At 45.7% G+C, this 23489-nt stretch carries 21 protein-coding genes; 14 read left to right on the forward strand and 7 right to left on the reverse strand.

What is annotated here, in order from left to right; translation table 11 throughout:
* The first annotated feature begins 11 nt into the window (after positions 1-11).
* Positions 12-392, forward strand: a complete 381-nt coding sequence (locus QUA42_RS00725; protein ID WP_333134225.1) for a hypothetical protein — start codon at positions 12-14, stop codon at positions 390-392.
* Between the two features lie 95 nt (positions 393-487).
* Here the strand turns inward: QUA42_RS00725 and QUA42_RS00730 are convergent, their stop codons facing one another.
* Entirely contained in the window at positions 488-736 is a 249-nt protein-coding gene (locus QUA42_RS00730; protein ID WP_333034902.1) for a chlororespiratory reduction protein 7, read from the reverse strand.
* 298 nt (positions 737-1034) lie between these two features.
* On the opposite strand from QUA42_RS00730, the gene sir reads away from it, so the two are divergent.
* The 5 genes from sir (at position 1035) to QUA42_RS00755 (ending at position 6690) form a co-directional block, all read left to right on the forward strand.
* Positions 1035-3026 (forward strand): sulfite reductase, ferredoxin dependent, encoded by a 1992-nt coding sequence (sir, locus tag QUA42_RS00735; RefSeq protein ID WP_333134227.1) that lies wholly within the window; start codon positions 1035-1037, stop codon positions 3024-3026.
* Positions 3027-3287: 261 nt separating this feature from the next.
* Positions 3288-4061, forward strand: a complete 774-nt coding sequence (locus QUA42_RS00740; protein ID WP_333134229.1) for a 16S rRNA (uracil(1498)-N(3))-methyltransferase — start codon at positions 3288-3290, stop codon at positions 4059-4061.
* 47 nt (positions 4062-4108) lie between these two features.
* Positions 4109-4525, forward strand: a complete 417-nt coding sequence (locus QUA42_RS00745) for a lysozyme inhibitor LprI family protein (RefSeq protein ID WP_333134231.1) — start codon at positions 4109-4111, stop codon at positions 4523-4525.
* Positions 4526-4578: 53 nt separating this feature from the next.
* Positions 4579-5331, forward strand: coding sequence for a PPC domain-containing protein (locus QUA42_RS00750; protein WP_333134233.1), 753 nt, complete (start codon positions 4579-4581; stop codon positions 5329-5331).
* Positions 5332-5532: 201 nt separating this feature from the next.
* Positions 5533-6690: a tetratricopeptide repeat protein gene (locus QUA42_RS00755; RefSeq protein ID WP_333134235.1), complete on the forward strand. Its 1158-nt coding sequence runs from the start codon at positions 5533-5535 to the stop codon at positions 6688-6690.
* A 104-nt stretch (positions 6691-6794) separates the two neighbouring features.
* On the opposite strand, the gene QUA42_RS00760 is transcribed toward QUA42_RS00755, so the two are convergent.
* Positions 6795-7256, reverse strand: a complete 462-nt coding sequence (locus QUA42_RS00760) for a hypothetical protein (protein WP_333134237.1) — start codon at positions 7254-7256, stop codon at positions 6795-6797.
* 316 nt (positions 7257-7572) lie between these two features.
* Here QUA42_RS00760 and QUA42_RS00765 point away from each other — a divergent pair, with 316 nt between their 5' ends.
* Together QUA42_RS00765 and QUA42_RS00770 are read left to right on the forward strand one after the other, a co-directional pair.
* The gene (locus QUA42_RS00765; protein ID WP_333134482.1) at positions 7573-8199 is read left to right on the forward strand and encodes an alpha/beta fold hydrolase; all 627 of its coding nucleotides are present in this window, start codon (positions 7573-7575) and stop codon (positions 8197-8199) included.
* Positions 8192-8803, forward strand: coding sequence for an alpha/beta fold hydrolase (locus QUA42_RS00770; RefSeq protein ID WP_333134239.1), 612 nt, complete (start codon positions 8192-8194; stop codon positions 8801-8803). Before QUA42_RS00765 ends, QUA42_RS00770 begins: the two co-directional genes overlap by 8 nt.
* Before the next feature lie 119 nt (positions 8804-8922).
* On the opposite strand, the gene QUA42_RS00775 is transcribed toward QUA42_RS00770, so the two are convergent.
* Positions 8923-9354, reverse strand: coding sequence for a VOC family protein (locus QUA42_RS00775; protein ID WP_333134241.1), 432 nt, complete (start codon positions 9352-9354; stop codon positions 8923-8925).
* 11 nt (positions 9355-9365) lie between these two features.
* Between QUA42_RS00775 and QUA42_RS00780 the strand changes: the two genes are divergently transcribed.
* Positions 9366-10178 carry a TIGR00297 family protein gene (locus QUA42_RS00780; RefSeq protein WP_333134243.1) on the forward strand — a complete coding sequence of 271 codons (813 nt, stop codon included), beginning with the start codon at positions 9366-9368 and terminating at the stop codon, positions 10176-10178.
* 302 nt (positions 10179-10480) lie between these two features.
* On the opposite strand, the gene hetR is transcribed toward QUA42_RS00780, so the two are convergent.
* The 4 genes from hetR to QUA42_RS00800 form a co-directional block, all read right to left on the reverse strand.
* Positions 10481-11386 carry a heterocyst differentiation master regulator HetR gene (hetR, locus tag QUA42_RS00785; RefSeq protein ID WP_333034952.1) on the reverse strand — a complete coding sequence of 302 codons (906 nt, stop codon included), beginning with the start codon at positions 11384-11386 and terminating at the stop codon, positions 10481-10483.
* An 856-nt stretch (positions 11387-12242) separates the two neighbouring features.
* Positions 12243-12470 (reverse strand): heterocyst-inhibiting protein PatX, encoded by a 228-nt coding sequence (patX, locus tag QUA42_RS00790; protein ID WP_333134245.1) that lies wholly within the window; start codon positions 12468-12470, stop codon positions 12243-12245.
* A gap of 597 nt (positions 12471-13067) precedes the next feature.
* Entirely contained in the window at positions 13068-13295 is a 228-nt protein-coding gene (gene patX, locus QUA42_RS00795; protein WP_333134248.1) for a heterocyst-inhibiting protein PatX, read from the reverse strand.
* Between the two features lie 98 nt (positions 13296-13393).
* A complete protein-coding gene (locus QUA42_RS00800) occupies positions 13394-15196 on the reverse strand; it encodes an FAD-dependent oxidoreductase (RefSeq protein WP_333134250.1) in 1803 nt (600 codons plus the stop codon).
* A gap of 290 nt (positions 15197-15486) precedes the next feature.
* On the opposite strand from QUA42_RS00800, the gene QUA42_RS00805 reads away from it, so the two are divergent.
* The 5 genes from QUA42_RS00805 (at position 15487) to QUA42_RS00825 (ending at position 23382) form a co-directional block, all read left to right on the forward strand.
* Positions 15487-16722 (forward strand): transposase, encoded by a 1236-nt coding sequence (locus QUA42_RS00805; RefSeq protein ID WP_333134252.1) that lies wholly within the window; start codon positions 15487-15489, stop codon positions 16720-16722.
* Between the two features lie 243 nt (positions 16723-16965).
* Positions 16966-17490, forward strand: a complete 525-nt coding sequence (cysC, locus tag QUA42_RS00810) for an adenylyl-sulfate kinase (protein WP_333134254.1) — start codon at positions 16966-16968, stop codon at positions 17488-17490.
* Between the two features lie 37 nt (positions 17491-17527).
* Positions 17528-19126, forward strand: coding sequence for an SLBB domain-containing protein (locus tag QUA42_RS00815; RefSeq protein ID WP_333134256.1), 1599 nt, complete (start codon positions 17528-17530; stop codon positions 19124-19126).
* 142 nt (positions 19127-19268) lie between these two features.
* A complete protein-coding gene (locus QUA42_RS00820) occupies positions 19269-21593 on the forward strand; it encodes a polysaccharide biosynthesis tyrosine autokinase (RefSeq protein WP_333134258.1) in 2325 nt (774 codons plus the stop codon).
* Positions 21594-22014: 421 nt separating this feature from the next.
* Entirely contained in the window at positions 22015-23382 is a 1368-nt protein-coding gene (locus QUA42_RS00825; protein ID WP_333134261.1) for an NAD-dependent succinate-semialdehyde dehydrogenase, read from the forward strand.
* Positions 23383-23489: the final 107 nt, after the last annotated feature.

The following is a 23489-nucleotide window of genomic DNA, read 5'->3' on the forward strand; positions in this document are numbered from 1 at the left end:
AGGAGACCACAGTGAACCAAGGCACCCCCAAAATATCTTTCAAGCTACCCCGTATTAGCAATTGGTTGATACTGCTGGGCATCGCGTATTTGTTGGTGTCTATTGGTTTGGGGTGGATAGTTAAATCAGTGTTGATTTTAGTAGCTTTTTTGTTGTTGACGCCTGTGGTCGCATTTTTCGCGCTTCAGTGGTGGCTGAAACGCAATTTAATTGAGGACAATTGTCCAGTTTGTCAATACGAATTTACAGCTTTAAATCAAACTCAGTTTCAGTGTGCCAACTGCGGCGAACCTCTGCAAATAGAGGAAGGTCATTTTAGTCGCTTGACACCGCCCGGTACGATCGATGTTACCGCAGTTGAAGTATCATCGGTTCAACAGTTGGAAGATTAACCGATTTTAGATTTTAGATTTTGGATTTTAGATTGAAAAATTTTTGAATGTTAACTGCTAACGGCTAACTGTATTACCAATCCCCATCCCCAAAATTACTTTTCCAAGCGCACAGCATACCACTGTAAAAATTTTCCAGCCCCGACATCTAATTCACAATAAGTATCAATCAAATACTTGGCTTGAGCTTCCACGCCCGATATTTTATCAACGTCCTGCGGCAAATCTTCGTGTTCCTCGGTTAACACGGCTTTCAGCTTTTCTAACAGTTCCGCCGCAGTCAAAAACTGCTCTGACTGGTTTGTTTCTAACACCACAAAGGTGTCTTCGTCATACAGTGACATAGTTTCAATGGTTGAGGTTAATTATTTCTAAAGTTTCGTACACTTAAGCGATCGAAAGTATAAACTCTTAATTACAATTTTTCAGCCCCGGGTCGATCGTGTTACAATTGAACAATATCAGAATTCCTACCGGATTACCGTTATTAACTTACTTGTTAACTGACTTGTTAACCGAGTTGTCAACATATCCGACACAGCATTTCTGAGGAGATTTGTCAAGTGCAAATTTGTCAAGTGTCAAATTGTCAAGAAATATTCGATCGGCTGTATCTAATTATAACTGGCACTATACATTCCCATGATCACATCTTCCACTTCAACGCCTGTTGCGCGCAAACCCTCTAAATCAGAAGGTCTCAAAGAACGCAGCAACTATTTACGAGAACCCGTTGCGACTGAACTGTTACAAGAAACTACCCACTTCACCGAAGAGGGGATTCAGATTCTCAAATTTCACGGCTCGTACCAGCAAGACAACCGCGACAATCGAGTTAAAGGACAAGAAAAAGATTATCAGTTCATGCTCCGCACCCGCAATCCCGGCGGGTTCACTCCGCCGCAATTATACTTAGCCTTAGACAAGCTATCTGAAGAATACGGCAATCAGACAATCCGCGTCACAACGCGCCAAGGTTTCCAACTGCACGGCGTGTTGAAAAAAAATCTTAAAGCAGTGTTTTCCTCAATTATTAAAAATATGGGGTCAACCTTGGGAGCTTGCGGCGACTTGAACCGCAACATCATGGCACCGCCAGCACCATACAAAAATCGCCCAGAATACCAGTATGCGCTGCAATACGCCAGCAATGTCGCCGATTTGCTAACGCCGCAAACCGGTGCTTATTACGAAATTTGGTTGGATGGGGAAAAAGCCGTTTCGGCTGAGGAAGACCCAGCAGTCAAGGCCGCGAGACAGAAAAACGGCAACGGCACAATCTTTAGCGACGACAAAGAAGAACCGATTTACGGCAGCCATTATATGCCGCGCAAGTTCAAGTGTTCCGTCACCGTGCCGGGAGACAATTCAATTGACTTGTACTCTCAGGATTTGAGCTTGGTGGTAATTACCAATGAAGCTGGCGAGTTGCAAGGTTTTGACGTGTTTGCTGGCGGCGGTTTGGGCCGTACTCACAATAAAGAAGAAACTTTTGCGCGGGTTGCTGACGAGATTTGCTATGTTGCCAAGGATGATGTTTACGATTTGGTCAAGGCAATTGTAGCAACCCAAAGAGATTACGGCGATCGCACAGACAGACGGCACGCGCGACTGAAGTACCTGATTAACGACAAAGGTGTACAGTGGTTCCGCGAAAAAGTAGCCGAATATTTTGGCAAGCCACTAGAAGCCTTTAAACCGCTGCCTGAGTGGAAGTATTTTGATTTCTTGGGCTGGCACGAACAAGGAGACGGCAAGCTGTTTGTCGGCATTTCTGTGGATAATGGCCGGATCAAGGATGAAGGGTCGTTTCAGCTAAAAACGGCTTTGCGGGAAATTGTGCAGAAGTACAACTTGCCGATACTGGCGACGCCGCACCAAAACGTGCTGATTTACGATGTTTCGCCGGATATCAAACAGGAAATTCAGGGAATACTCGATCGATGCGGCATTCAGCGGGAAACTGCGATCGACCCATTGGTGCGCTATGGGATGGCGTGTCCAGCAATGCCGACTTGCGGGTTAGCGATTACCGAATCTGAGCGCGTGATGCCGAGCATTTTAGAGCGGATTCGCGCACTTTTGACCAAAGTTGGCTTGGCAGACGAGCATTTGGTGGTGCGGATGACGGGTTGCCCAAATGGATGCGCCCGTCCTTATATGGCAGAATTGGGGTTTGTCGGGAGTTCCCCGGAATCCTACCAGATTTGGCTGGGCGGTTCTCCCGACCAAACGCGGCTGGCAAAACCCATTGAGGAAAAGCTGCACGTCAAGGATTTTGAAGCTTTTCTGGAGCCGATTTTTGTTTATTTCAAGCAAAAACGGCAACTGAACGAGAGTTTTGGCAATTTTTGCGATCGCGTCGGGTTAGAATCTATCCGTCAATTTGTAACCAACTACCAATCTGCTGACTCGATGACAACTGAGATTAATGAATTAGAAGTTACGTCTAGTAACGACGATGCAAATGAGACTGCCACTGCTGGCGGTGGTAAAGTCCGCCGTCGAATTAGCGTCCGCGATGAAATTTACAACGAGCTCAAGGAAGAAGCAGCCCGTCAGGGCAAGCCAATCACGCAGCTAGCTACAGAAGCGATTTCCACTTATTTAAAGAAGATTAAGGAGGAAGGATAAGCCGATTTTCGATTTTCGCTTGGTGATTTTCGATTGTATTCAATAGACTTCTGGCAAAAGTAATATAAAGGCAGAGCATTTGCAGAAAAAAACTTGAATTTGTAAAATAATTCCGGTTGTAGATGCTTTGCCTTTATTGTTTTTTGAACTGTTGAAACCCCGCCTGCCTATCTCCTCTCATTCTCTCTTCCTCTGCGTTCTCTGCGTTCTCTGCGGTTAAATAAAAAAATCTCTAATAGAAAACGAACAATCCCAAATTCAATGTCTCAATTACAAAGATTAGCAATTACTGCAGCTCAAATTTGCGAGCGCCAAATCGACTTAACTAGAGAACAGCAACATTATTTAAATCGAGTGCTACGTTTGCAAGCGGGCGATCGATTTATTGCGATGGACGGACGGGGACATTGGTGGTTAGCAGTCCTAGAAGTACGGGAAACCGGGTTATTTGCCTCCATAAAAGAGGAGATTGCTGTGAACAGGGAGCTACCCGTGGAAGTTACTTTGATGGCGGCATTGCCCAAAGGAAACGGCTTTGACGAGGTTGTGAGACAAGCGACGGAGTTAGGTGTGGCAAGTATTGTGCCAGTGACGAGCGATCGAACTTTGCTCAAACCAAGTGATCAAAAAGTTGAGCGGTGGAAAAGAATAGCTGGGGAGGCGGCGGAACAGTCGGAACGTCAAATTGTGCCGACAATTTTAGCTCCTATTTCGTTTGAATTTGCTGTAAAAGATTGCCGTCAAAAATATCGATTTATTTGTGTGGCTCGCGGGGAAACTGGGCATTTGTGGGATTGTTTGATTGGTAGTTTCGCTCCCTCCTGTGTAGGGGCGGTGCCCCCGTACTCGCCCCCGGCTGGGGGAGAATCGATTGTGATTGCTGTTGGGCCGGAGGGTGGATGGACTGAGGGTGAGGTGAAAAGAGCGATCGAATTTGGTTTTGAAGCTGTTTCTTTGGGGAGTAGAATTTTAAGAGCGGTAACAGCTCCGATTGTGGCTTTATCTTTAGTTGGCGCGGCATTTGAGAAGTGCTAATATCCACAAATAACCAAGAATTCATCAGATAGGTGGGTTGACGGGGAATGAAAATAGAGTTGAGGAAAGGTCGATCGCTCTTTTGGTGGAGCGCCATTTTGGCAATTTTCGGTACAACATCAGTTTCGGCACAATCTCCGATTTTTCCCATTGCTCAACAGATTAATTGCGATCGCCCGCAAGGAGATGCACAAGTCAGAACTTGTATTCGGTTGAATTACGAAGCCTCGGATAAACGACTGAACGAGGTTTACAAACAACTGATTTCCCAATTGAGTGTCGAAGAGCGGGCGCTAATTTCCGAAGCACAATTAGGGTGGATTCAGTTAAGAGATAAAACCTGTGAATTTGAAGTTTATAAAAGTCGTGGCGGTACCGGTTATCGAGGTTTCCTCAATGAATGTTTGGATCGCATGACTAAACAGCGCACTGCGGAAATAGAAAAGTATTTAAAACAAAGATAAAATAGGAAGTACACCGTACAACACCTGACAACAATAAATAGAAACAAGTATTTATGAAAAGCCGATCGCCCTTCACCCTCACCCTCACCATCATCTCAGCAATTGTAACCACCATCGTCCCAGCAGTTTTCGCCCAGCGACAGCCATCAGCCAACGAAATATACATCGATAAAAATTGCCAGCGCAATCAGCAACTACCGCAACTTGAAAGATTTACTATTTTTAGCAGAAACGAATTTACAACTAACGGTCAAAACTATTTGTTCTACGCCGCCCGCTATCAAGATGGAGGCGTACTTCTCTGTATATCGCAACCCAATTTTAATCAACCAAAACCTATAAAAGAACAAAAAGTACAAGCCAATTTTATTGACAAAATAGTCCGAGATATCAACACCAAAACAACTTTTATCATCGTAGTCCGAGAAGGAAATGGCCCCGAAGCACCCGTGACAAATTACGGCTTAGAATTGAGCAATGTCGATCGCCCAAAACTCACCTCTCTTTCCATCCTACAGCAGCGGGGAACCCTCAAAGACGGCGACCCCAGCGAACACACATTTCAAGGACGGGCAGGTCAATCTATTACGATCGACCTAAAAAGCAGAGCATTCGACCACAACCTAACACTATTCGACACCAGCGGCAAAAATATTGCCCAAACAACAGGTAACTCCCAGAATCGCCGAGAGTCTCAAATCACTGCAAAATTGCCTAGTAACGGCAGTTATAAAATAGTTGTTAAAGGAGGCGATCGCACAAGCAAAGGTTCCTACAGCTTAAGCATCAATTCCAATCAACTTTAACTTATATTTTTTTTAAATCCACTCAACATCCATCTCTACAAATCCGCGTTCATCCGCGTTTATCTGTGGTTAAAAATCGAAATCTTAATTTTTCCCAACAGTCCAAAATCCCAAACTAACATAACAGCGAAAATTGTTAACCAGTGGCGAAACCAACCAAACATCAGCCAAGATAGAAACAACGCCATTCCCGCAACTGCCATGACAGACATCAACCAAATAGCCGCCGCCCTAGAGGGTAAAGACTACAAACAAGCTGCCCAACTCATCAAACAACTACAAAAAGAATCTCCCGAAAATCCGTGGGTACAATACTATATCGCCCGCTACTACGAACTCACCAACAACCTCGAAAAAGCCCAAACAACCTATAAACAAATACTCCGCGACATCACCAACCCCAAAATCGTCTCCCAGACCCGCCAAGCTATTCAACGGATTGAAACCGCACAACAAAACCTCCGCCAACAAGCCATAGAAACCGCCAAAAACGACCCCAGTAACCTCGAACCCGGACTCCTCATCCTCGAACCCGTGAGTCCCGAAAACAAACCCGCCGCCATTCAAAATATCAGCAGAATCTTTAAAATCGACGCCTACACAACCCGGATGCAAATCCAAAGCCGCGGCTGGAGACTCTACAAAACTGGCCCCATCGCCGAACTCCGAATTTACGGTCAAGAACTCCTCAACGCCGGCATTCCGGTATTTTGGGCAAGCTTAAGCGATATTCAAAAAATCCAAATCTTCCGAGTACAACACTTCCAGTCTCTCTCTTCCCCAGCCGTTGTTTGCAAAAATCAACTCGATCGACTCGGTGCGATCGAATTTAACTGGTCAGAAGTTACCCAAAGAGTAGAAGGCTTGTTGCCGATGTTCATCGAAGTCATGGACTACTCCCCCAACCGAAGAAAGGAGCAATTTCGCCACAGAGAAATCAGGCAAGATTACGCTCAAATCTGTGACTTACACATTCCCCGCAGAAACTGCATTCTGCGAATTTGCGACCAAAGTTACGAATTTCAAGAAGGAGTTGACTTCACCAAAGCTTCAGCCGAGCTCCCCACTTTACCGAATCAGAAAAACAAAACATCGAGAGTCAAAAACTTTCAACAAATTCCTCAAAGTACCACCCGAATTAACTGGAATCACTTACTGGAAATATTCGATCGCCAGCTTGACGTTACAGTTTGGTCAGAATTTACGCCCTTTGCCGAGACAGTGCTCGATTACACTAATATGTTGAGCAAGATCGAATCTCATATAGAAGTCGAGCGCAAATCCGAAACTCCTTGGGACTCAGCTTTTCAGCTATACAGCGGATTAGCTTTCCTCAGAAACCAAGAAAATAGGGAATAGAACAAATAGTTAAAATTAAAAATGAGGAATCCCATTTTTAATTTGTTAACGTCAGCATTGGGAATTATCCAATGCCCAATTCCCTATTATCAATTCCCAATTTCCTACTTCGTTTTCACCTGACGAGCCATTTCCCGGAAATTGTTCATGCTGGGGCCAGGGCCACGACGAGTTGCATTTGATGTCGGCATTAAATTATTAGGAGCAAAAGTCCGATTCGGTTCAGCTTGACTCGGCACTTTGCCGTTAGTTGGTGCAACAGCAGGTACTTTTGCGGGTTCCGCAGTATTAGCAGGAACGCTAGCAACTGGTTCCTTTTCTTTCTGAGACTTTTTCTCTACCTTAGCCTTTTTAGCTGGTTCAGACTTCTCAGACTTAACAGACTTTTCAGACTCAACTTTTGCCGGTGCGATTGCAACAGGCTCAGCCTTCGCAGGGGCAACTTTTGCTGGTTCCTTTGCTCCCGATTCGCCCAAATCTAGGAAATATTCAGACTTTTTCAAGCCCAACATTCTGCCGAAAAAGCCGAAAATACCGCCGAAGAAATTTTTGATAAAACCAAACATTACACTTACTCCTTTTGTTCTTTTAGAGAAATTTGTACAAGCTTGTCAACAAAGTTAGATTACGAGGTAAGGCAACTTTAGTCTACATTTCTTAATCAAAATTTACATTTTGCTGTATCTAAGCTAGCTCATCAAAGCAACTTTTAGGTATAAATACCAGGATGCTTTGCACTTATTTACAAGTATCTCAGAATTTTTTACCGATTCCCACCAATTGCCGATCGTACCTCGATCCGATTCCCTAGCTGTCCTAGTAGGGGTAAAACTCCCTAGGGGAGTGATTTATGCTTTAATCACCAAGCAATTTTCTTTTCAAATGAACAGTTCGCTCGATCGCAATCCCGTCATCCTCATACACGGCATCTGGGACACAAAGATGATTTTCAGCAAAATGTCCGCCCGCCTCACCGAACTCGGATGGTCAGTCCACAGCCTCAACCTCACCCCCAACGACGGCAGCCTCGGCCTTGACTTACTGGCCAAGCAACTCGCAGACTACATCTCTGAAACCTTCGATCCAGAACAGCCTTTAGACATAGTAGGCTACAGCATGGGCGGCATCGTCAGTCGCTACTACGTCCAGCGACTCGGAGGAATCAACCGCGTACAGCGTTTCATCACCCTATCTTCCCCCCATCACGGCACCCTCACCGCTTATTCCCTACGCCTACCAGGATACCTGGATATGCGCCCCGATAGTGGCTTGCTGCGCGATTTAAATCAAGATGTGACAATGCTCAAACGCATAAACTTTACATCAATGTGGACGCCATTTGACATAATGATTGTACCGGCGAACAGCTCCCAAATGCCAGTAGGTAAAGAAGTTAAAGTCAACGTTTTGCTGCACCGCCAAATGGTGACCGAACCCCTAAGTATTAACGCAATAGTTGAAGAACTAAAAGCACCTCATCAAAATAAAATTCCACTTAAAAATGAATAGCAATTTCAGCCGCAACCCAGTCTTGCTAATTCACGGAATCTTCAGAAAATCGGGAATTTTTCACAAAATGTCTGCCTACCTCACCCAACTGGGATGGTCGGTCTATACCCTCAATCTCTCGCCCCATTGGGGCAACGCCAGCATAGACGAATTAGCCCAACAAATAGCAGCTTATATAGACAAAACCTTTGCGCCAGAACAGCATTTAGATATAGTAGGATTGAGTATGGGCGGTTTAGTAACTCGCTACTACCTGCAAAGGTTAGGTGGCATTAACCGAGTGCAGCGCTTTATTGCCATATCTTCTCCTCACAGTGGTACTTGGATGGCTTACACTCTCTGGGGAAAAGGCTGCGTTCAAATGCGTCCTGGCAGTGCTTTTCTGGAAGATTTAAATCGAGATGCTGCCTTGTTGGAAAAGCTCAATTTTACTTCGATTTGGACAGATTGGGATTTTATCATTGTACCGGCTTCTAGTTCCCAAATATCTGCTGCCAAAGAAGTAAAATTGTCTGTTTTCGCCCATGCCATGATGGCGAGGCATTCAAGCAGTTTAAAAGCGGTGGCTGAAGCACTTTCAGAACCATTGAAAATTCATGAGTAACTGTTTGATTCATTCTTGTATAATGTCAAATTTTGGATGGGTTGACCTACAATAATTGCCTAAAACCAACAATCTGGTAAACCCGCCCCACAGGACGAAAATCGCTACGGGACTAGATATCAAACAGCATCTCCAACTTCAGCGTATTCGCTGCGACCAAAAATTGCTTCAGCTTCACAATAATACTTGAACTCAAGTATATTGTGGAAAGGGTCTTCTAAGAAGAAAGTACGGTGTTCTGTAGGCAAACCGACAAATCGCCGTCTCGGTTCTTGATAGAAATTTAAGTTGTTTTGGTGGGCTTTTTCTAGCAACGCTTCCCAGTCAGCTTCGGAAGTAAAAATTAACCCAAAATGCCGGGGATAGATGCCTCGCTGAGGCGTCAAAGGTTCGCGGCTGACGTGGGCGACTATTTGATGACCACACAGACCCATAATCGCAGAATTAGGCGATTCGCGACCTAGTTCGCAGCCGAGCCCGTCTACATAGAACGCTTTTGTTTGGGCAATATCGGTCACGGGGAAGGCAAGATGAAATAAGACTTGGTTCATGGAGGTACTAAATGCAGAATTCAGAATTGTTCTTTAATTCTTTATCTTGGTCTAATCCTTGGTTGCTGGCGATCGCCCTAAATACAGTTTTACTCGCGATCGCCACCATTGCCCCAAAAAAATTGCTCACTCCCGCTGGTCAATTTCACGGCTGGATATTGGGTGTCCTCATCTGGGGCTGTTTGGGATGGCAAGGCTATGCTGTGGTGATGTTTTACTTTCTTGTGGGATCGGGAGTTACCCGCATAGGCAAAGCCCAAAAAGAAGCAGAAGGCATAGCCGAAAAGCGTTCAGGCGCCCGAGGCCCAGAAAATGTCTGGGGTTCGGCTTTAACCGCGACTCTTTGCGCTTTAGGAGTTTTGGCATTATCTATTTTAGGAGATACAGGCCAGATGGCTGTGTCACAAGATGCTATTTCCCTGTTATTGCTGGGTTACGCGGCGAGTTTTTGCACCAAACTTTCCGATACCTGCGCCAGCGAAATCGGCAAAGCTTACGGCAAGCGGACTTTTTTGATTACCAGCTTGCAGGCTGTACCTAGGGGTACGGAAGGGGCCGTAAGTTTGGAAGGAACGATCGCAGGTATTGTCGGCTCAATTCTGATCGCGCTTTTGAGTTGGGCCGTCGGTTTAATTGACTTGACAGGAATTGTTTTTTGTATTATTGCAGCTTTTATTGCCACGAACATCGAGAGCGTCATTGGGGCGACGGTGCAATCAAAGTTTGAGTGGCTCACGAACGAGGTGGTAAATTTTTTTAATACATTCATAGGAGCGATCGCAGCGATTATTCTCGCGGCGACCTGGAGAGCTTTTTTACCTTAGTTAATCCTGGAGGCATTCGCGACCCAATCAACCGGGTTTATTACGACAATTCAAGGCCTTAACGCAGTATTTTACGAGAGAAACCCGGTTTCGGCCTCGCGATCTATTAGCTATTAGACCTCTTGCAAAAATCCTTTTCATCAATTCATGGGACGGGCTCTCCGGCCCATCCCACAAGAGTTATTTTTTATTGTGGGATGGGCCGGAGAGCCCGTCCTAATTATTTTGGCAAGAGGTCTATTAATCATTAGTCATTAGTCTCAAGCAATCAACTCAGGACTAATGATTAATAGTTAATCAAACTAAGCGTCGTCTTGCGGCCCAAAAACCATTTGTAAAATCATCGTCGGTTCGCCCCGCTTGTGATAGCGATCGGCCCAATTGCGAATAATTTCATCTAATTCCTCAAGGGCTTGGTCGAGGCGTTCCGGCGGAATATCCAAAGTCTCCATAATTCGCATCACCTTCGGTTGTTTTTCCGCCCAATCCTTCATCAGCCGGAAATATCTAGCCGTATCCTCAACCATAGTAAATGTCCGCTCTTCCTGCTCTGCGGGAGAGTAAGTAGCGCGAGTGAGGGCATAAAACGGCATTCCCCAAGGAGAATCAATGCGAGTAACTGTCCCAGAATAGATCAAGCGCCGCTTAATGTGTTCTGCTAGAGCTTCGCTCAAAGGCATTCGCCTTTCTGGAGACATATCTTCTTGCGATCGCCTGTGCAGAAACTCGATCAACTCCATAAACTGAAAAGAATTGATCAGTTGAGCGTCTGGCGGATTCGGAGGAATCTTGCCTTCGAGATATTTTTTTTCATCTACAGTCAAATTGTTTCCCGGAATGCGAGGGCGTCCCGGCATCCAACCATACTGTTCCAACCAGACATAAGGAAACTGAATCAAATATCTAGGTTCTTGGGAACCCAACATTTTCAGCAATTTTCCCTGAGTCAGAGCTTCCCGGACTTCCTCAACAATCACCTTCACCCGTTTAGGCTCAATGTGATGCAAGTGCCCGGTCATCCGCAGGTTGTTGTCCTGCTCCATATAAGTCATATAAATGGCACACTTAGCCGCCGTTGCGGCCGCGTCTAGAAACGCCCCGTGCCTGTGCCCACTGGTTCTCATGGCGCTAAACGCCAGATATAGCATGATCTGATCCATTGCACTAGGGCTGAGGCTTTTGACCAGATCCAAAGAGTCATTTTTCATCACTATCCCCGAAATAGCCAAATTAGGAGGCATTTTGTCATCCTCCATTAAATTATTGCGAGAGCGCCGAATCAAGCATAGCCGACTGTCGCCGGAAAGCTTGCCAGCTACCCTAATATTCAGGTTAGTTAATTTCCCTGAGGTAACAGGGGCATGGGCTTAAAGGCTATCCACACCGCATAAGTGGTTCTTATTGGTGGCCAATTTAAGTAGATTGCTGCACCCTCTGCGCTGACAGTTTACCTATATATAAGTTAGTTATCGCAAGTTAATTATAGTGCAGTGGTTGAAAATTAAACCCTACCTGTGGGGGGGAGAAGGTAAATAACTGTTGCGATCCCAGGAATTTGAGGCGACTCCGATCCCCTAATTCTTGACGAGTCATGGATGCCGAAACCCGGTTCGATCAACTAAAACAAGGCTGTTGCATAATAATTGGGGGAAAATTTTGATGGTTTTGTGGGATGGGATATCGTAGCTCGTCGGCTGTATTTTCACAGCAGGCAGGACACCCCACAAAAATCCTCGTCAAATTGTGCAACGCCAAAATAAGGCGTGGAAGGCGAGGGATATTGGTTGAAAAACCCAGATGAGCAGAGGCCTGTGGGTAATTCATGTTTAATTGAAGCGTTTTCAATACAAAACCGCCATATACTAGAATCTATCTCTAGGTAGATGGCGGTTCCCCGTTTATATGCTAACATTACTAACCCAAAAAAGAATATCCTCAGAACTGTCCACAAAAAGTGCAGTTGTCGCTTAACCTGAAAAACTAGAATCCCAGAAAATCCGATCGAGCGATCGAATGAACTGCCCGAAGCAACTCAGTTGTGGTCATCACTTGCGTCCAGTGCGATTAGAAATCTTGTAGCGGATGAGTGTAAACATTAGGCTCAGTAAAATGCCTGCGTCCGCCGCCCCTCTTAGGAGGGTGCTCGCCCTTTTGTTGAGTTTGGGCTGACAACATATATTGGGCGGTGGCAGTTTCGAGCATGGGGAGTGAATATTCAAAAGCTTGAGCGGCGCTGGCAGTCAAGGTAATGCCCAACAGGCTCAGTAAAGCAATTGCAGTGTAGGTTTTCATGGGTAGTATTAGTGTCAGTATCTATTTAGAGATACGACATTACCCAGGCTTATCAGGATGAATTTCCCTGAAATTATCAAACTCTAGAATCAGCAATCAGGAATCACGAATCAGAAGGAAAAAGGAAGAAGGAATCAGGCTTTAGTTAAGCTATCGCGCATTTAAATTGTATCCTAAAATCCTTGTACAAAAAGCGGATAATTATCTTTTCCTCTTCCTTTCTCACCCTGTCCCCATCCCGAAGCAACAGACACTTTGGATGCGTAGCATCTGATATATGAGAGCAGTCAGAAGTCGATGTAAAAGGGAATAAATAAAATCTCTGGCTTCACTAATAAAAAAATTCATAATTGCATTACCCCGACGGTTGCAATAATATACAAAACCGCCAAATACAAGATTCAATCTCTCGATAGATGGCGGTTTAAGGTTTATATGCTATCATCACTCACATAAAAGAAGAGCCTAATGACTGTAAACAAGAAATGCAGTTGCCTTGGAAACCTGAAAAACTAGCATCCCCGGAAATCAGATTGAGCGCTCGACACGGGCGGCAGAAACTAACTCAATAACGGAAATCGCTTTCGTCCAATGTCATTAAAATGCTTGTAGTTGATGAGTGTAAAGATTAGGCTCAATGAACTCTCGGCGTCCGCTGCCTCTTTCTGGAGAACGATCGCCCCTTTGTTCGGTTTGGGTGGATAAAATGTATGAAGCGGTGGCAACTTCGAGCAGTCCGACGAGGGATTCAAAGGCTCGAACGACAGTGGCGCTCAAAGTAACGCCCAAAAGACTGTGTAAAGCAATTGGTGTGTAAGTTTGCATGGGGTTAGTATCCGTGTCATTGTCTATTAACTGATACGGACTCTCCCCGATCGATCAGGATAAATTTCTGTGAAATTTTCGGATCTCTGCAAAAAACCTTACCTCTTCAATTCTACTGATTCCGCCAGCAGCCAAGCACCTGCCGAATTCAGCCTACCCCATACTGTCAGAGGCTTTTCGGTTTCGCAATTCTGTAAAAATCTGTCGGTTTCCGAGTCCAAAGTCACGAGTTGCCAAGTTTGAGCGGCTAAGGATGCGGGGCTTGTCAGCGTTAGTGTCCAGTCTTGTTCGCCGAGGCTGCGGAAAATGCCAGAAAATTGCCTGTGGGTGTTTGCTGTTTGACTGCTTGGTTTCTCTACTGACTGCTGACATTCGCCGCTGGCGGGATATGCTTCAGGTCGATCGAGATAATAGCGTTGCCACTCCAGCCAGTCCGATCGCCCCCGTGTCAAATTAAATAAAGGAATAACTGCCGCACTCGCCTCGGAATCTTGCAGCAAAGCTTCCTGCAAAACTCTCACCGGCAAATCCCGCGGCTGACATCCAGATTCCGCGCACAAAGCCGCCGCCATCCCCGCCGCCTGTCCGATGTTCATTACCGTCGGTTGCAAGCGAGTTGCACCGTTGGCGATGTGAGAGACGGAAATATTTTTTTCGCAGACTAGCAAACCGTCTGTACTCGCAGGAATTAGGGCGCTGTAAGGAATGGTAAACGGAGTTCCCGTCCAGCGGCCGCCCCAGCGGATGGATTTTGGCTGCAAGGGAATGTCGCCACTGGGGTAGTGGTGGTCATTGGCATAGTTGCCGATCGCAATTGTTTCACAAATACCCTCAGAATTTATCGGCAACTTCGCGACTCTTCCGCCGGCAATAGGCAAAATATCTTGTTCTCGGATTGTTTGTACTCCTCGCAAGCGGCGACTTTCTCGGTAGTAAGGATGTATGGCGAAAGCACCAAGAAGGGAAGAATTTTGTTGATTTTTGATCGTTGAAATCGGGAAAATATGCTGTGCTAGGCCGTAGCGGCGGCCGAGTTGCGTTTGAATGAAGCGGGCGAAACTTTGAGTATGCCAGAGACTTTCTTGCAGGAATTCTTGTCGAGATGCTTCAGATTTAATGAGTCGATCGACCCCTTCACCATAATCATTACCTCGAATGGGCCAATTAATCATCAACAATCCGCCCGGAAGCCTGCCGTAATTGATAAATTGTTCGGGGGTGTAACCGTCCCAAGCACCGAGAAATCGATCGGGATTTTCAACAGGCGGCGCGGGAATTTCTGGCCCGGCCGCACCTTTACCAAAATCCTGCATGATTGCCACCCAAGTCGGAGCTTGCACCGAATAGCTCTGTGTGAGAGCATTAGAGGCAGTCGGCGCGCTGGGTTCTCCCCACTCGGCTTGGAATTCCCAACCCCAGCGGTGTCCAACTTGCGCTAAAGCCAGCAAATCTCCCAATTCCGTGGCATCTAAAGTGATTTTGGCGGAAACCGTAAAATCTGCAAACTGAACGCCAGAAATGCGATCTCCTTCATACAGCACATCGTGAGCTTTTTTTCCAGAAATCCAGCGCAAGTTCGGCAAACATTTAACCCAATCAGCGAAAATTTCAGCACCGGTGCGGGGATCGTAAGTAAAAAAACTGACCCAGCCCCAATCCAAACCTCCCGGCTGTCGCTGCTGGAGTTCCCGCAAAAATGCGCCCCACAAACCGGTTTGAAAAGCTGCTAATTCATTGCCATCGGGGGCAGAAACGCCTGCTGCTGTCAGCATTCCTCCCAGCCAGGGGAATTCGCTTACTAAAATAGTTTTGGCACCTCGGCGGGCTGCTTGCACGGCTGCTGCAGTGCCGCCGGTACCGCCACCGACTACCAAAATATCTGCTTTTAAGACCGAAGACATGGGCAATACCATTTTAGATTAAGGCGATCGGTGCGCTACGGATAGATGTTCGGCGTTGGCGATCGCGAAGTGAATTTTACCTCGAACGGCGGGAATGCCCCCGCTATAATCTTTGATTTGGCGGCGGGATGAAAGCCCGGTTTATTTTGTCAGATATCTGACCAATGCTGAAAGCCAGGGAAGAGAGACTGACCAAATAAACAATCTCCTACATAACTTCACGACAATTTTATACACACCATCCAAACGTGTGTTACCATGAATCTATAAACACGGTAGAAGTTGCAACAGTGTATCACGCAGTTAAAGTCAGAATCTACCCCACTCCCGAACAAGAGCAATACCTAGCTCAATGTTTTGGTAATTGTCGTTGGTTATACAACCGAATGTTGAACCTAACCACAACGACTTACAAGGAAACTGGGAAAGGTATGAGTAAAGCTGCAATGGATAAATTGCTACCCCGCTTGAAAACGGAATTTGACTGGTTGGGAATTGCTTATTCTCAATCATTGCAACGGGTGACATTCAATCTCAGTGCAGCCTTCGTGAATTTCTTTGAAGGTCGTACTAAATATCCGACATTCAAAAAGAAAGGATCGAAACAATCGGTTTCATATCCTCAGAATGTCAAGCTGATGGTTTCAGAGAAATCGATTAAATTTCCTGGTACATTGGGATATGTCAAAACTAAGTTTCATCGGAGTTTACCTGATGGTAAGCAAGGTTGCGTCACCATCTCACAAAACACAGATGGCACGTACTTTGCATCAATACTGTTTGAAGTGTCCAAACAAACATTAGAACCAGTCAACGATGCAATCGGTGTAGATCTGGGATTGAAAGATTTTGCGATCACCTCTAACGGAGTGAAGCATAATCAGCCTAAAAAAGCTCAGAAAAAGCTACAAAAACTAGAACGCAACAAAAAACGCAAACAACGTAAATTAGCCAGGAAAAAGGGCTATACGAACCGTAGAAAAGCGAAATTGCTGGTGGCAAAAGTGTGTAGCAAGATTGCCAGAATCCGCGAAGACTTTCTTCACAAGCTATCCCGCAAGATAGTGAACGAAAACCAAGTAATTGTGACAGAAAATCTCTCTGTCAAGAACATGGTCAAGAATCCCAACTTAGCCAGAGCTATTTCAGATCGAGGATGGGGAACGTTTTGCACCATGCTCAAATACAAAGCTGAACAGTTGGAGCGAAATTATGTCGAAATCAATCGATTTTTTCCATCATCACAGCTTTGTTCAGAAACGCTGCTACCGATTCCTCAACTTCAGAAAGGTTGGGATAGTCTGAAGATACGTTATGTAGACTGCCCAAACTGCGGAAAACAACACGATCGTGATATCAACGCCGCGATCAATATCAGAAATGAAGGCTTGCGGATTTTGGCGTTAGGAACTAGCGCTTCTGCTTTCGGAGGGGGTGTAAGCCCAAAACGATCTGGACGTAAAAAATCTACCATCGTCGAGGCAATCCCCCGTGAAGAAAGAAGCCTACACCATACTGCTCCGTGAAGTTGGTTGGTGTAGGTAGTTCACTGTGTAAAGACTTGACAAATAATAAATCGGTAATTATACAACGAGCGCACACTTTTTTTACTAAATGACGGCATGAGCGATCGCAAATTTTGATTTCTAACTTTTGGCGCGCAAATATTGGCAATTTGACAGCGCGAATAACGATAATAGAAAAAAGGGAACAGCATCTATAAAGTTTTACGTCTTGATAATTTCCCACTTAGTAATTAACGGCTGAAAATGGAAAAAGGTTTTATTTTGTGGTTCACCGGGCTGAGCGGTTCCGGCAAGACAACTATCACCAAAGCTCTCGAACCCGAATTGAAGGCAAGAGGTTGCAAAGTTGAAATATTGGATGGAGATGTCGTTCGCACCAACTTGTCAAAAGGTTTGGGATTTAGCCAAGAAGACCGAGATACTAATATTCGGCGGATTGGATTTGTAGCTCACCTGCTGAGCCGCAATGGAGTAGCGGTAATGACCGCAGCTATTAGCCCCTACAGAGCAATTCGTGACGAAATTAGAGCAATGGAGCCCAATTTTGTTGAAGTATATGTCACAGCGCCGTTAGAAGTGTGCGAAGGTCGCGATGTCAAGGGCCTGTATGCTAAGGCCAGAGCAGGAGAAATTAAGGGTTTTACGGGAATTGACGATCCTTATGAAGAACCGCTCAATCCTGAGATTATTTGTTACACAGAGCGAGAAAGTGTGGAAGAGAGTGTTAAAAAAGTTCTAAGCAAGTTAGAACAGTTGGGTTACATTTGATGGTGGCGGGCTAGGAAGCGGATAGGGGCAAAAGGCGATGGTGAGCAAAAACTATTCAAAATTCAATACTGTCAAAGGTTTCACGGTCAAATTTTTAACAGTGTCAGCGCTGGCTGCGGGTTCATCTCCGGGGATGGCCCAGTTTTTGCCTCCTCCTCCTGCTTTCTCTCCTCCTCCTCCTCCTCCTGGTTCTGCTGTTCCCGTACCCGTGCCTCCTGTTCAGGGATTTCCGGCGATTCCGGCAAGTGCACCTTCAAGTGTACGATCGGAAGTTTACACTTTGGGAGCGGGCGATCGTATTCAAATGGACATCTTCAACGTCCCGGAATACAGCGGCCCTAACGGTCAACACCAAGTACAGGCAGACGGTTCCCTGAATTTGCCGTTAGTTGGCAGCGTTTCAGTGTACGGGATGACCTTAGAACAAGCTTCTAATGCTGTTAAAGACAAATACGGCAAATACCTCAAACGTCCTTGGATTACCCTCAAACTGCTAGCGCCCCGTCCTTTGCAAATTGCGATCGCGGGCGAAATCAACCGCCCCGGAGCCTATACAATATCCTCAGCAGCAGGCCCCGGAGGCACATCAGAGCAAATGGGAACTCAAATGCCGACAATATCGCGGGCTCTGCGAATGGCCGGCGGAATTACGCAGTCAGCAGACGTGCGGCAAATCAAAATCCGCCGCCCCCAGCGCAACGCACCGGAACAAATTATTAGTGTGGATTTGTGGGAATTATTGCAAAACGGCGATTTGCGGGCAGATATGACTTTGCGCGACGGCGATACTATATTTATTCCCACTGTAACTAGCCTCAACCGCCAAGAAGCACCGACTTTAGCAGTAGCTAACATTACCGGACAAAGCACTCAACCAATTAATATTGCTGTGGTGGGCGAAGTAACTCGCCCCGGTACTTATACTTTGGCAAAAGAGGCTCAAAGTAGGGTACAAGAGAATGAAATGGGTGAAAATTCTGGTTTGTTTGCTGCTAGGGAAACCAACGGCGGGGAAACTGTTTTGCAGCAAACTGTAACGAGGGCAATTAAAATGGCGGGCGGTATTACGCCTGTAGCTGATATCAGACAAATACAAGTTCGCCGCCTGACACGGGCGGGTACAGAACAAATTATTAATGTGAATTTGTGGCAACTTTTGGAAGGGGGAGATGTATCCCAAGATTTAGCGCTGCAACAGGGAGATACGGTAATCGTTCCCAAAGCCGAAAACCTCGATGCAGCCCAAGACGAACAAGTTGCTAATTCTAATTTTTCACCTGATACGATTAAGGTGAACATTGTGGGAGAAGTCGTGAAACCCGGAGCGATTGCGGTGCTGCCCAACACTACTTTAAATCAAGCGCTGGTAGCAGCGGGAGGTTTTAATAAAGCGCGGGCAGAAATGGATTCGGTGAATTTAATTCGCCTCAATCCTAACGGCACCGTTTCGCAGCTAACTGTTAAGGTTAATTTTTCTGCAACTGCCAATGAAGAAACTAATCCCAAACTGCAAAATAATGATGTAATTATGGTAAGGCGATCGGGTCGCGCGACGTTCTCGGATAATGTAGGCGGGACTCTCGCTCCTCTCAGCCCGCTGTTAGGAATATTCCGGTTGTTCGATATTTTTCGGTGAGTTGAATAGACTGGCATTAAGACCTCAGAAACCCGCTTTATAAAAAAATTGCGGTTTGGCAATGAAATATCTAGGAATCAACCGATTTCCTGAAACTCAGCCACCAATACAGACGTTTAAACTAATAAGTTGTAGAACTCAAATGAAACCAGAGAAACAATCTCACGTAGCACTGTTTAATCATAAAAAAAACGCTGATCTGCAAAAAATGTCTTCTGGGCTTTATGAAGAAAATCAGTTTTTAGGCAGAAACAAAACCGAGGCAGAAGAGTTAAGTTTTTGGGAAGTTTGTCGCAGTCGCTCCATCTTAGTCATCGGCGTAGCAGCGGCAGTGACTACCGGAGTTTTCGCCGGGACACTGAATCAAAAAAGCGAGTACGAAGGGCGCTTTCAATTATTAGTAGAACCAGCAGTTACGCAAAATACTTTAGCAAAAATATACTCCGGTGAGCTGAAACTGCAACCAGCGGGCCCCGCGACGACGGAAAATGCCGGTTTTGACTACGAATCCCAAATTCAAGTTTTGCAAAGCCCGCAAGTAATGTCGCCGATTATTAAACAGTTGCAGGCTAAGTATCCTGAAATAAATTACAACTACCTCTTGAACCAAAAAGCAGATAATTTGCCTTTTTCTCAGGAAACTAGGTTGTCAATTAATCGATTCAAAAATACCAAGATTATCGAAGTTAGATATCGGGATTATGATCCGAAAAAAATTCAGTTTGTTTTGGAAAAAGTTGCGCTAGGCTACCGCAACTACAGCGTGCAAGATACCACAACTCAAATTAGTCAGACTCTGGATTTTGTGAAATCGCAAATTCCCAACCAGCAAAAGCGCCAACAAGCTCTGCAAACAGAAATTCAAAAATTGCGGCAGCAGTACAATTTCATCGACCCGCAAATTCAAACCCAACAGCTTTCGCAGCAAATCACCCAACTTCAAGCGCAAAGATTGGACGCGCAAACGCAGCTCAATCAGCAGAGATTGCTCTATTCCAATCTGCAAAATCAGCTCGGACTGAACCAGCAGCAAGCGCTGATGGCCTCGGCTCTGAGTCAAGCTCCCCGCTATCAAGCGATGCTGACTCAATTGCAGCAATTAGAAGGGCAAATTGCGATTAACTCGGCTACGTTTACAGACCAAACTCCACAAATGCAATTGTTGCGAGAACAGCGCAAGAACCTGATTCCTTTGTTGAAGAAAGAAGCCCAACAGGTTCTGGGAACTGATTTGGCTAAGGTAAATTCGCAAGTGCTGACTTTTCAAGATCCGGTGCGGATTAAGTTAATCGAGCAGTTTATCGGTACTGCTAATTTAATTCAGGTGCTGGGCGTGCGGAATCAAGTTTTGGAACAAGCTGCTAAGCAGTTGAATCAATACTCTCAAAAATTCCCGGTGATTTTGCGGCGCTATTCCGATTTGCAGCGCGAGTTGGATTTGACTAACAATACGCTCAATAGTTTGCTGGCAAAACAGCAAGCTTTGCAGCTTGAAGCTGTGGGCAAAAAAGAGGTGGCTTGGGAAGTTATTGCTAAGCCGGAAATTCCACGTTACAAAAATGGCGAGTTGAGGGCTGTTGCTCCGATTATGCCTTTGAATTTGGCTTTGGGGGGATTGGCTGGTTTGCTGTTCGGTATGCTGGCGGCGCAGTTGGCGGAACGGTTTAAAAATAAAACGGTGTTCCAAACTCCAGAGGATGTCAAACAGTCGATTCGCCTGCCTTTGTTGGGGGTAATTCCTGCTAGCGATAAAATTTTGAGACTTCCTCCTGCTGAGACAAGCCCGGTGGATGTGGCAATTTCGCCGATGCCGACGGATGCTTTTCAAGAAGCTTTTCGCTCGCTCAATGCGAATATTCGCTTACTAAACCTTGATACTCCCATCAATTCTTGTGTAATTACTTCTTGTCAAGTAGCTGACGGCAAGTCTACTGTAGCAGTCAATCTGGCGCGGGCGGCTGCTGCAATGGGCCAGCAAGTGCTGTTAGTTGATGCCGATTTACGGCGGCCGCAGGTACACGAAATGCTGGGTTTACCGAATTGGCAAGGCTTGCACAATGTGATTGCTGATGATGTGGATGTGCAACAGGTGATTGTGCGATCGCCCCGTGATGAAAATTTGTTTGTGTTAACTTCCGGCCCTGTTCCTCACGATCCCACAAAGGTGCTTTCTTCCCGAAAAATGACACATTTAATGGCAGCTTTGTCAAGTCATTTTGACTTAGTTATTTACGATACTCCACCGCTTTTGGGTTTGGCGGATGCGAATTTGTTGGCGGCTCACACTAACGGATTGATGCTGGTAGTGGGGCTGCATCAAACTGAGCGGGAGGCCCTGTTGTTGGCTTTTGAAGATTTGAAAATGGCGGGAATTCCGCTGTTGGGAATGGTGGCAAATAACGATAAAGGTAGCAGGTATTACTATCAGTCTTACGTGCAGGATTACGTCCAGGAACAGTCTGTTTGAGGGAGAGGAATTGAGAAATGTGTAGTGGAACAGGCCGTCGGGCCTGTTCTTGAGAATGCAAGGCGGAGGGACACCCGACCCGATATTTCATCCATCTTGCACCATTAATTGTGAATAAAGCTGTCAGGGGCGGGCGTCCCGCACTACAAAAACATTTAACTTTTATGGAACAGGCCGGAAAGCCTGTTCTTGAGATTTGTGCTTGATTTCAGAAAGACAAATTTTCTTAAGATTTGCGATCGAGACTCTGAACTATAATTAAAAGTAGAGAAATTTAAACAAATCGCGGCACTTGCAAATTGGCAAGACCTGAAAGAAAACGTGGCTGGTAAATTCCTATTTTGTAATACCTTAATACAACTCCCTGCCTAGGCTGAAAACTAGCAGGGAGTTTTGTGTTTTTCACACAGGAGATGAAACAATGGCTATTGCTACTATCAACCCTGCAACGGGAGAAACGCTGAAAACTTTCGAGCCGATGGCGGATGAGGTAATAGAAGCTAAGCTGGAATTAGCACAGCAAGCTTTTAAAAAATACCGCCAACTGCCGTTTGAGCAGAGATCTCTGTGGATGCAGAAAGCAGCAGACATCTTGGAGCGCGATCGCGAAATTTACGCTGAAATGATGACCATGGAAATGGGCAAAACGCTCAAATCTGCGATCGGCGAAGTGGAAAAATGCGCCTTAGTTTGTCGGTATTACGCCAAAAATGCCGCTCAATTTATGGCAGACGTACCGGCAACCACTGACGCTAGCAGCAGCTTTGTCCGCTACCAACCGCTGGGCCCTATTTTAGCCGTTATGCCGTGGAATTTCCCATTTTGGCAAGTTTTTCGGTTTGCGGCGCCAGCACTGATGGCGGGCAATGTCGGCTTGCTCAAACACGCTTCCAACGTGCCTCAGTGCGCTTTGAAAATCGAAGAAATTTTTACGCTTGCTGGCTTTCCCGAAGGAGTTTTTCAAACTTTGTTAGTCGGCGCGGACAAAGTAGCCGATATCGTTGCGGACGATCGTATAAAAGCAGCAACTCTCACCGGTAGCGAACCAGCGGGTGAAAGTTTGGCAGCAAATGCGGGCAAAAATTTGAAAAAAGTAGTGCTGGAATTGGGAGGAAGCGACCCCTTTATTGTGATGTCCAGTGCCGATTTAACAGCAGCTTTATCAACTGCGGTGACATCCCGGATGCTCAATAACGGTCAATCTTGCATCGCCGCCAAACGCTTTATTTTAGCAGAAGAGATTGCCGACGAATTCATCACAGGATTTGTCGAAAAATTCGAGCAATTAAAAGTAGGCGATCCGATGTTGCCCGAAACCGATATCGGCCCTTTAGCTACTCCCGCAATCCTCAAAGACTTGGACAATCAAGTGCAAACTTGCATCCAATCGGGAGCAAAACTTCTGACAGGTGGGCGCCCATTGTCAGAGAAGGCCGGCAATTTCTACTTGCCAACTATTCTCGCAGACATTCCGCCGAATGCCTCTGCCCGTCAAGAAGAATTTTTCGGGCCTGTAGCTTTAGTATTCCGAGTTGCAGGCATCGATGAGGCAATCGAACTCGCAAATAGCACATCTTTTGGCTTGGGTGCGTCAGCTTGGACTACAGTAAACTCAGAGAGCGATCGATTTATTTCCGAACTCGATGCCGGCGCGGTATTCATTAACGGTTTAGTAAAATCTGACCCTAGATTGCCCTTCGGCGGCATCAAACGCTCCGGTTACGGACGCGAATTGAGCATCCAAGGAATGCACGAATTTGTTAACATAAAAACAGTGTGGGTGAAATAAGCTCCCACTCTATCAACCGATCGCACAAATCTACATAAGTCTGCGTTTATCTGCGTTTACCGGCGGTTAAAAATTCCAATTTAGTATTTTTGCGATCGGTTTAAAAA

Origin of the sequence: Microcoleus sp. Pol11C2 (assembly GCF_036701505.1) — a bacterium.
Taxonomy (GTDB): domain Bacteria; phylum Cyanobacteriota; class Cyanobacteriia; order Cyanobacteriales; family Microcoleaceae; genus Microcoleus.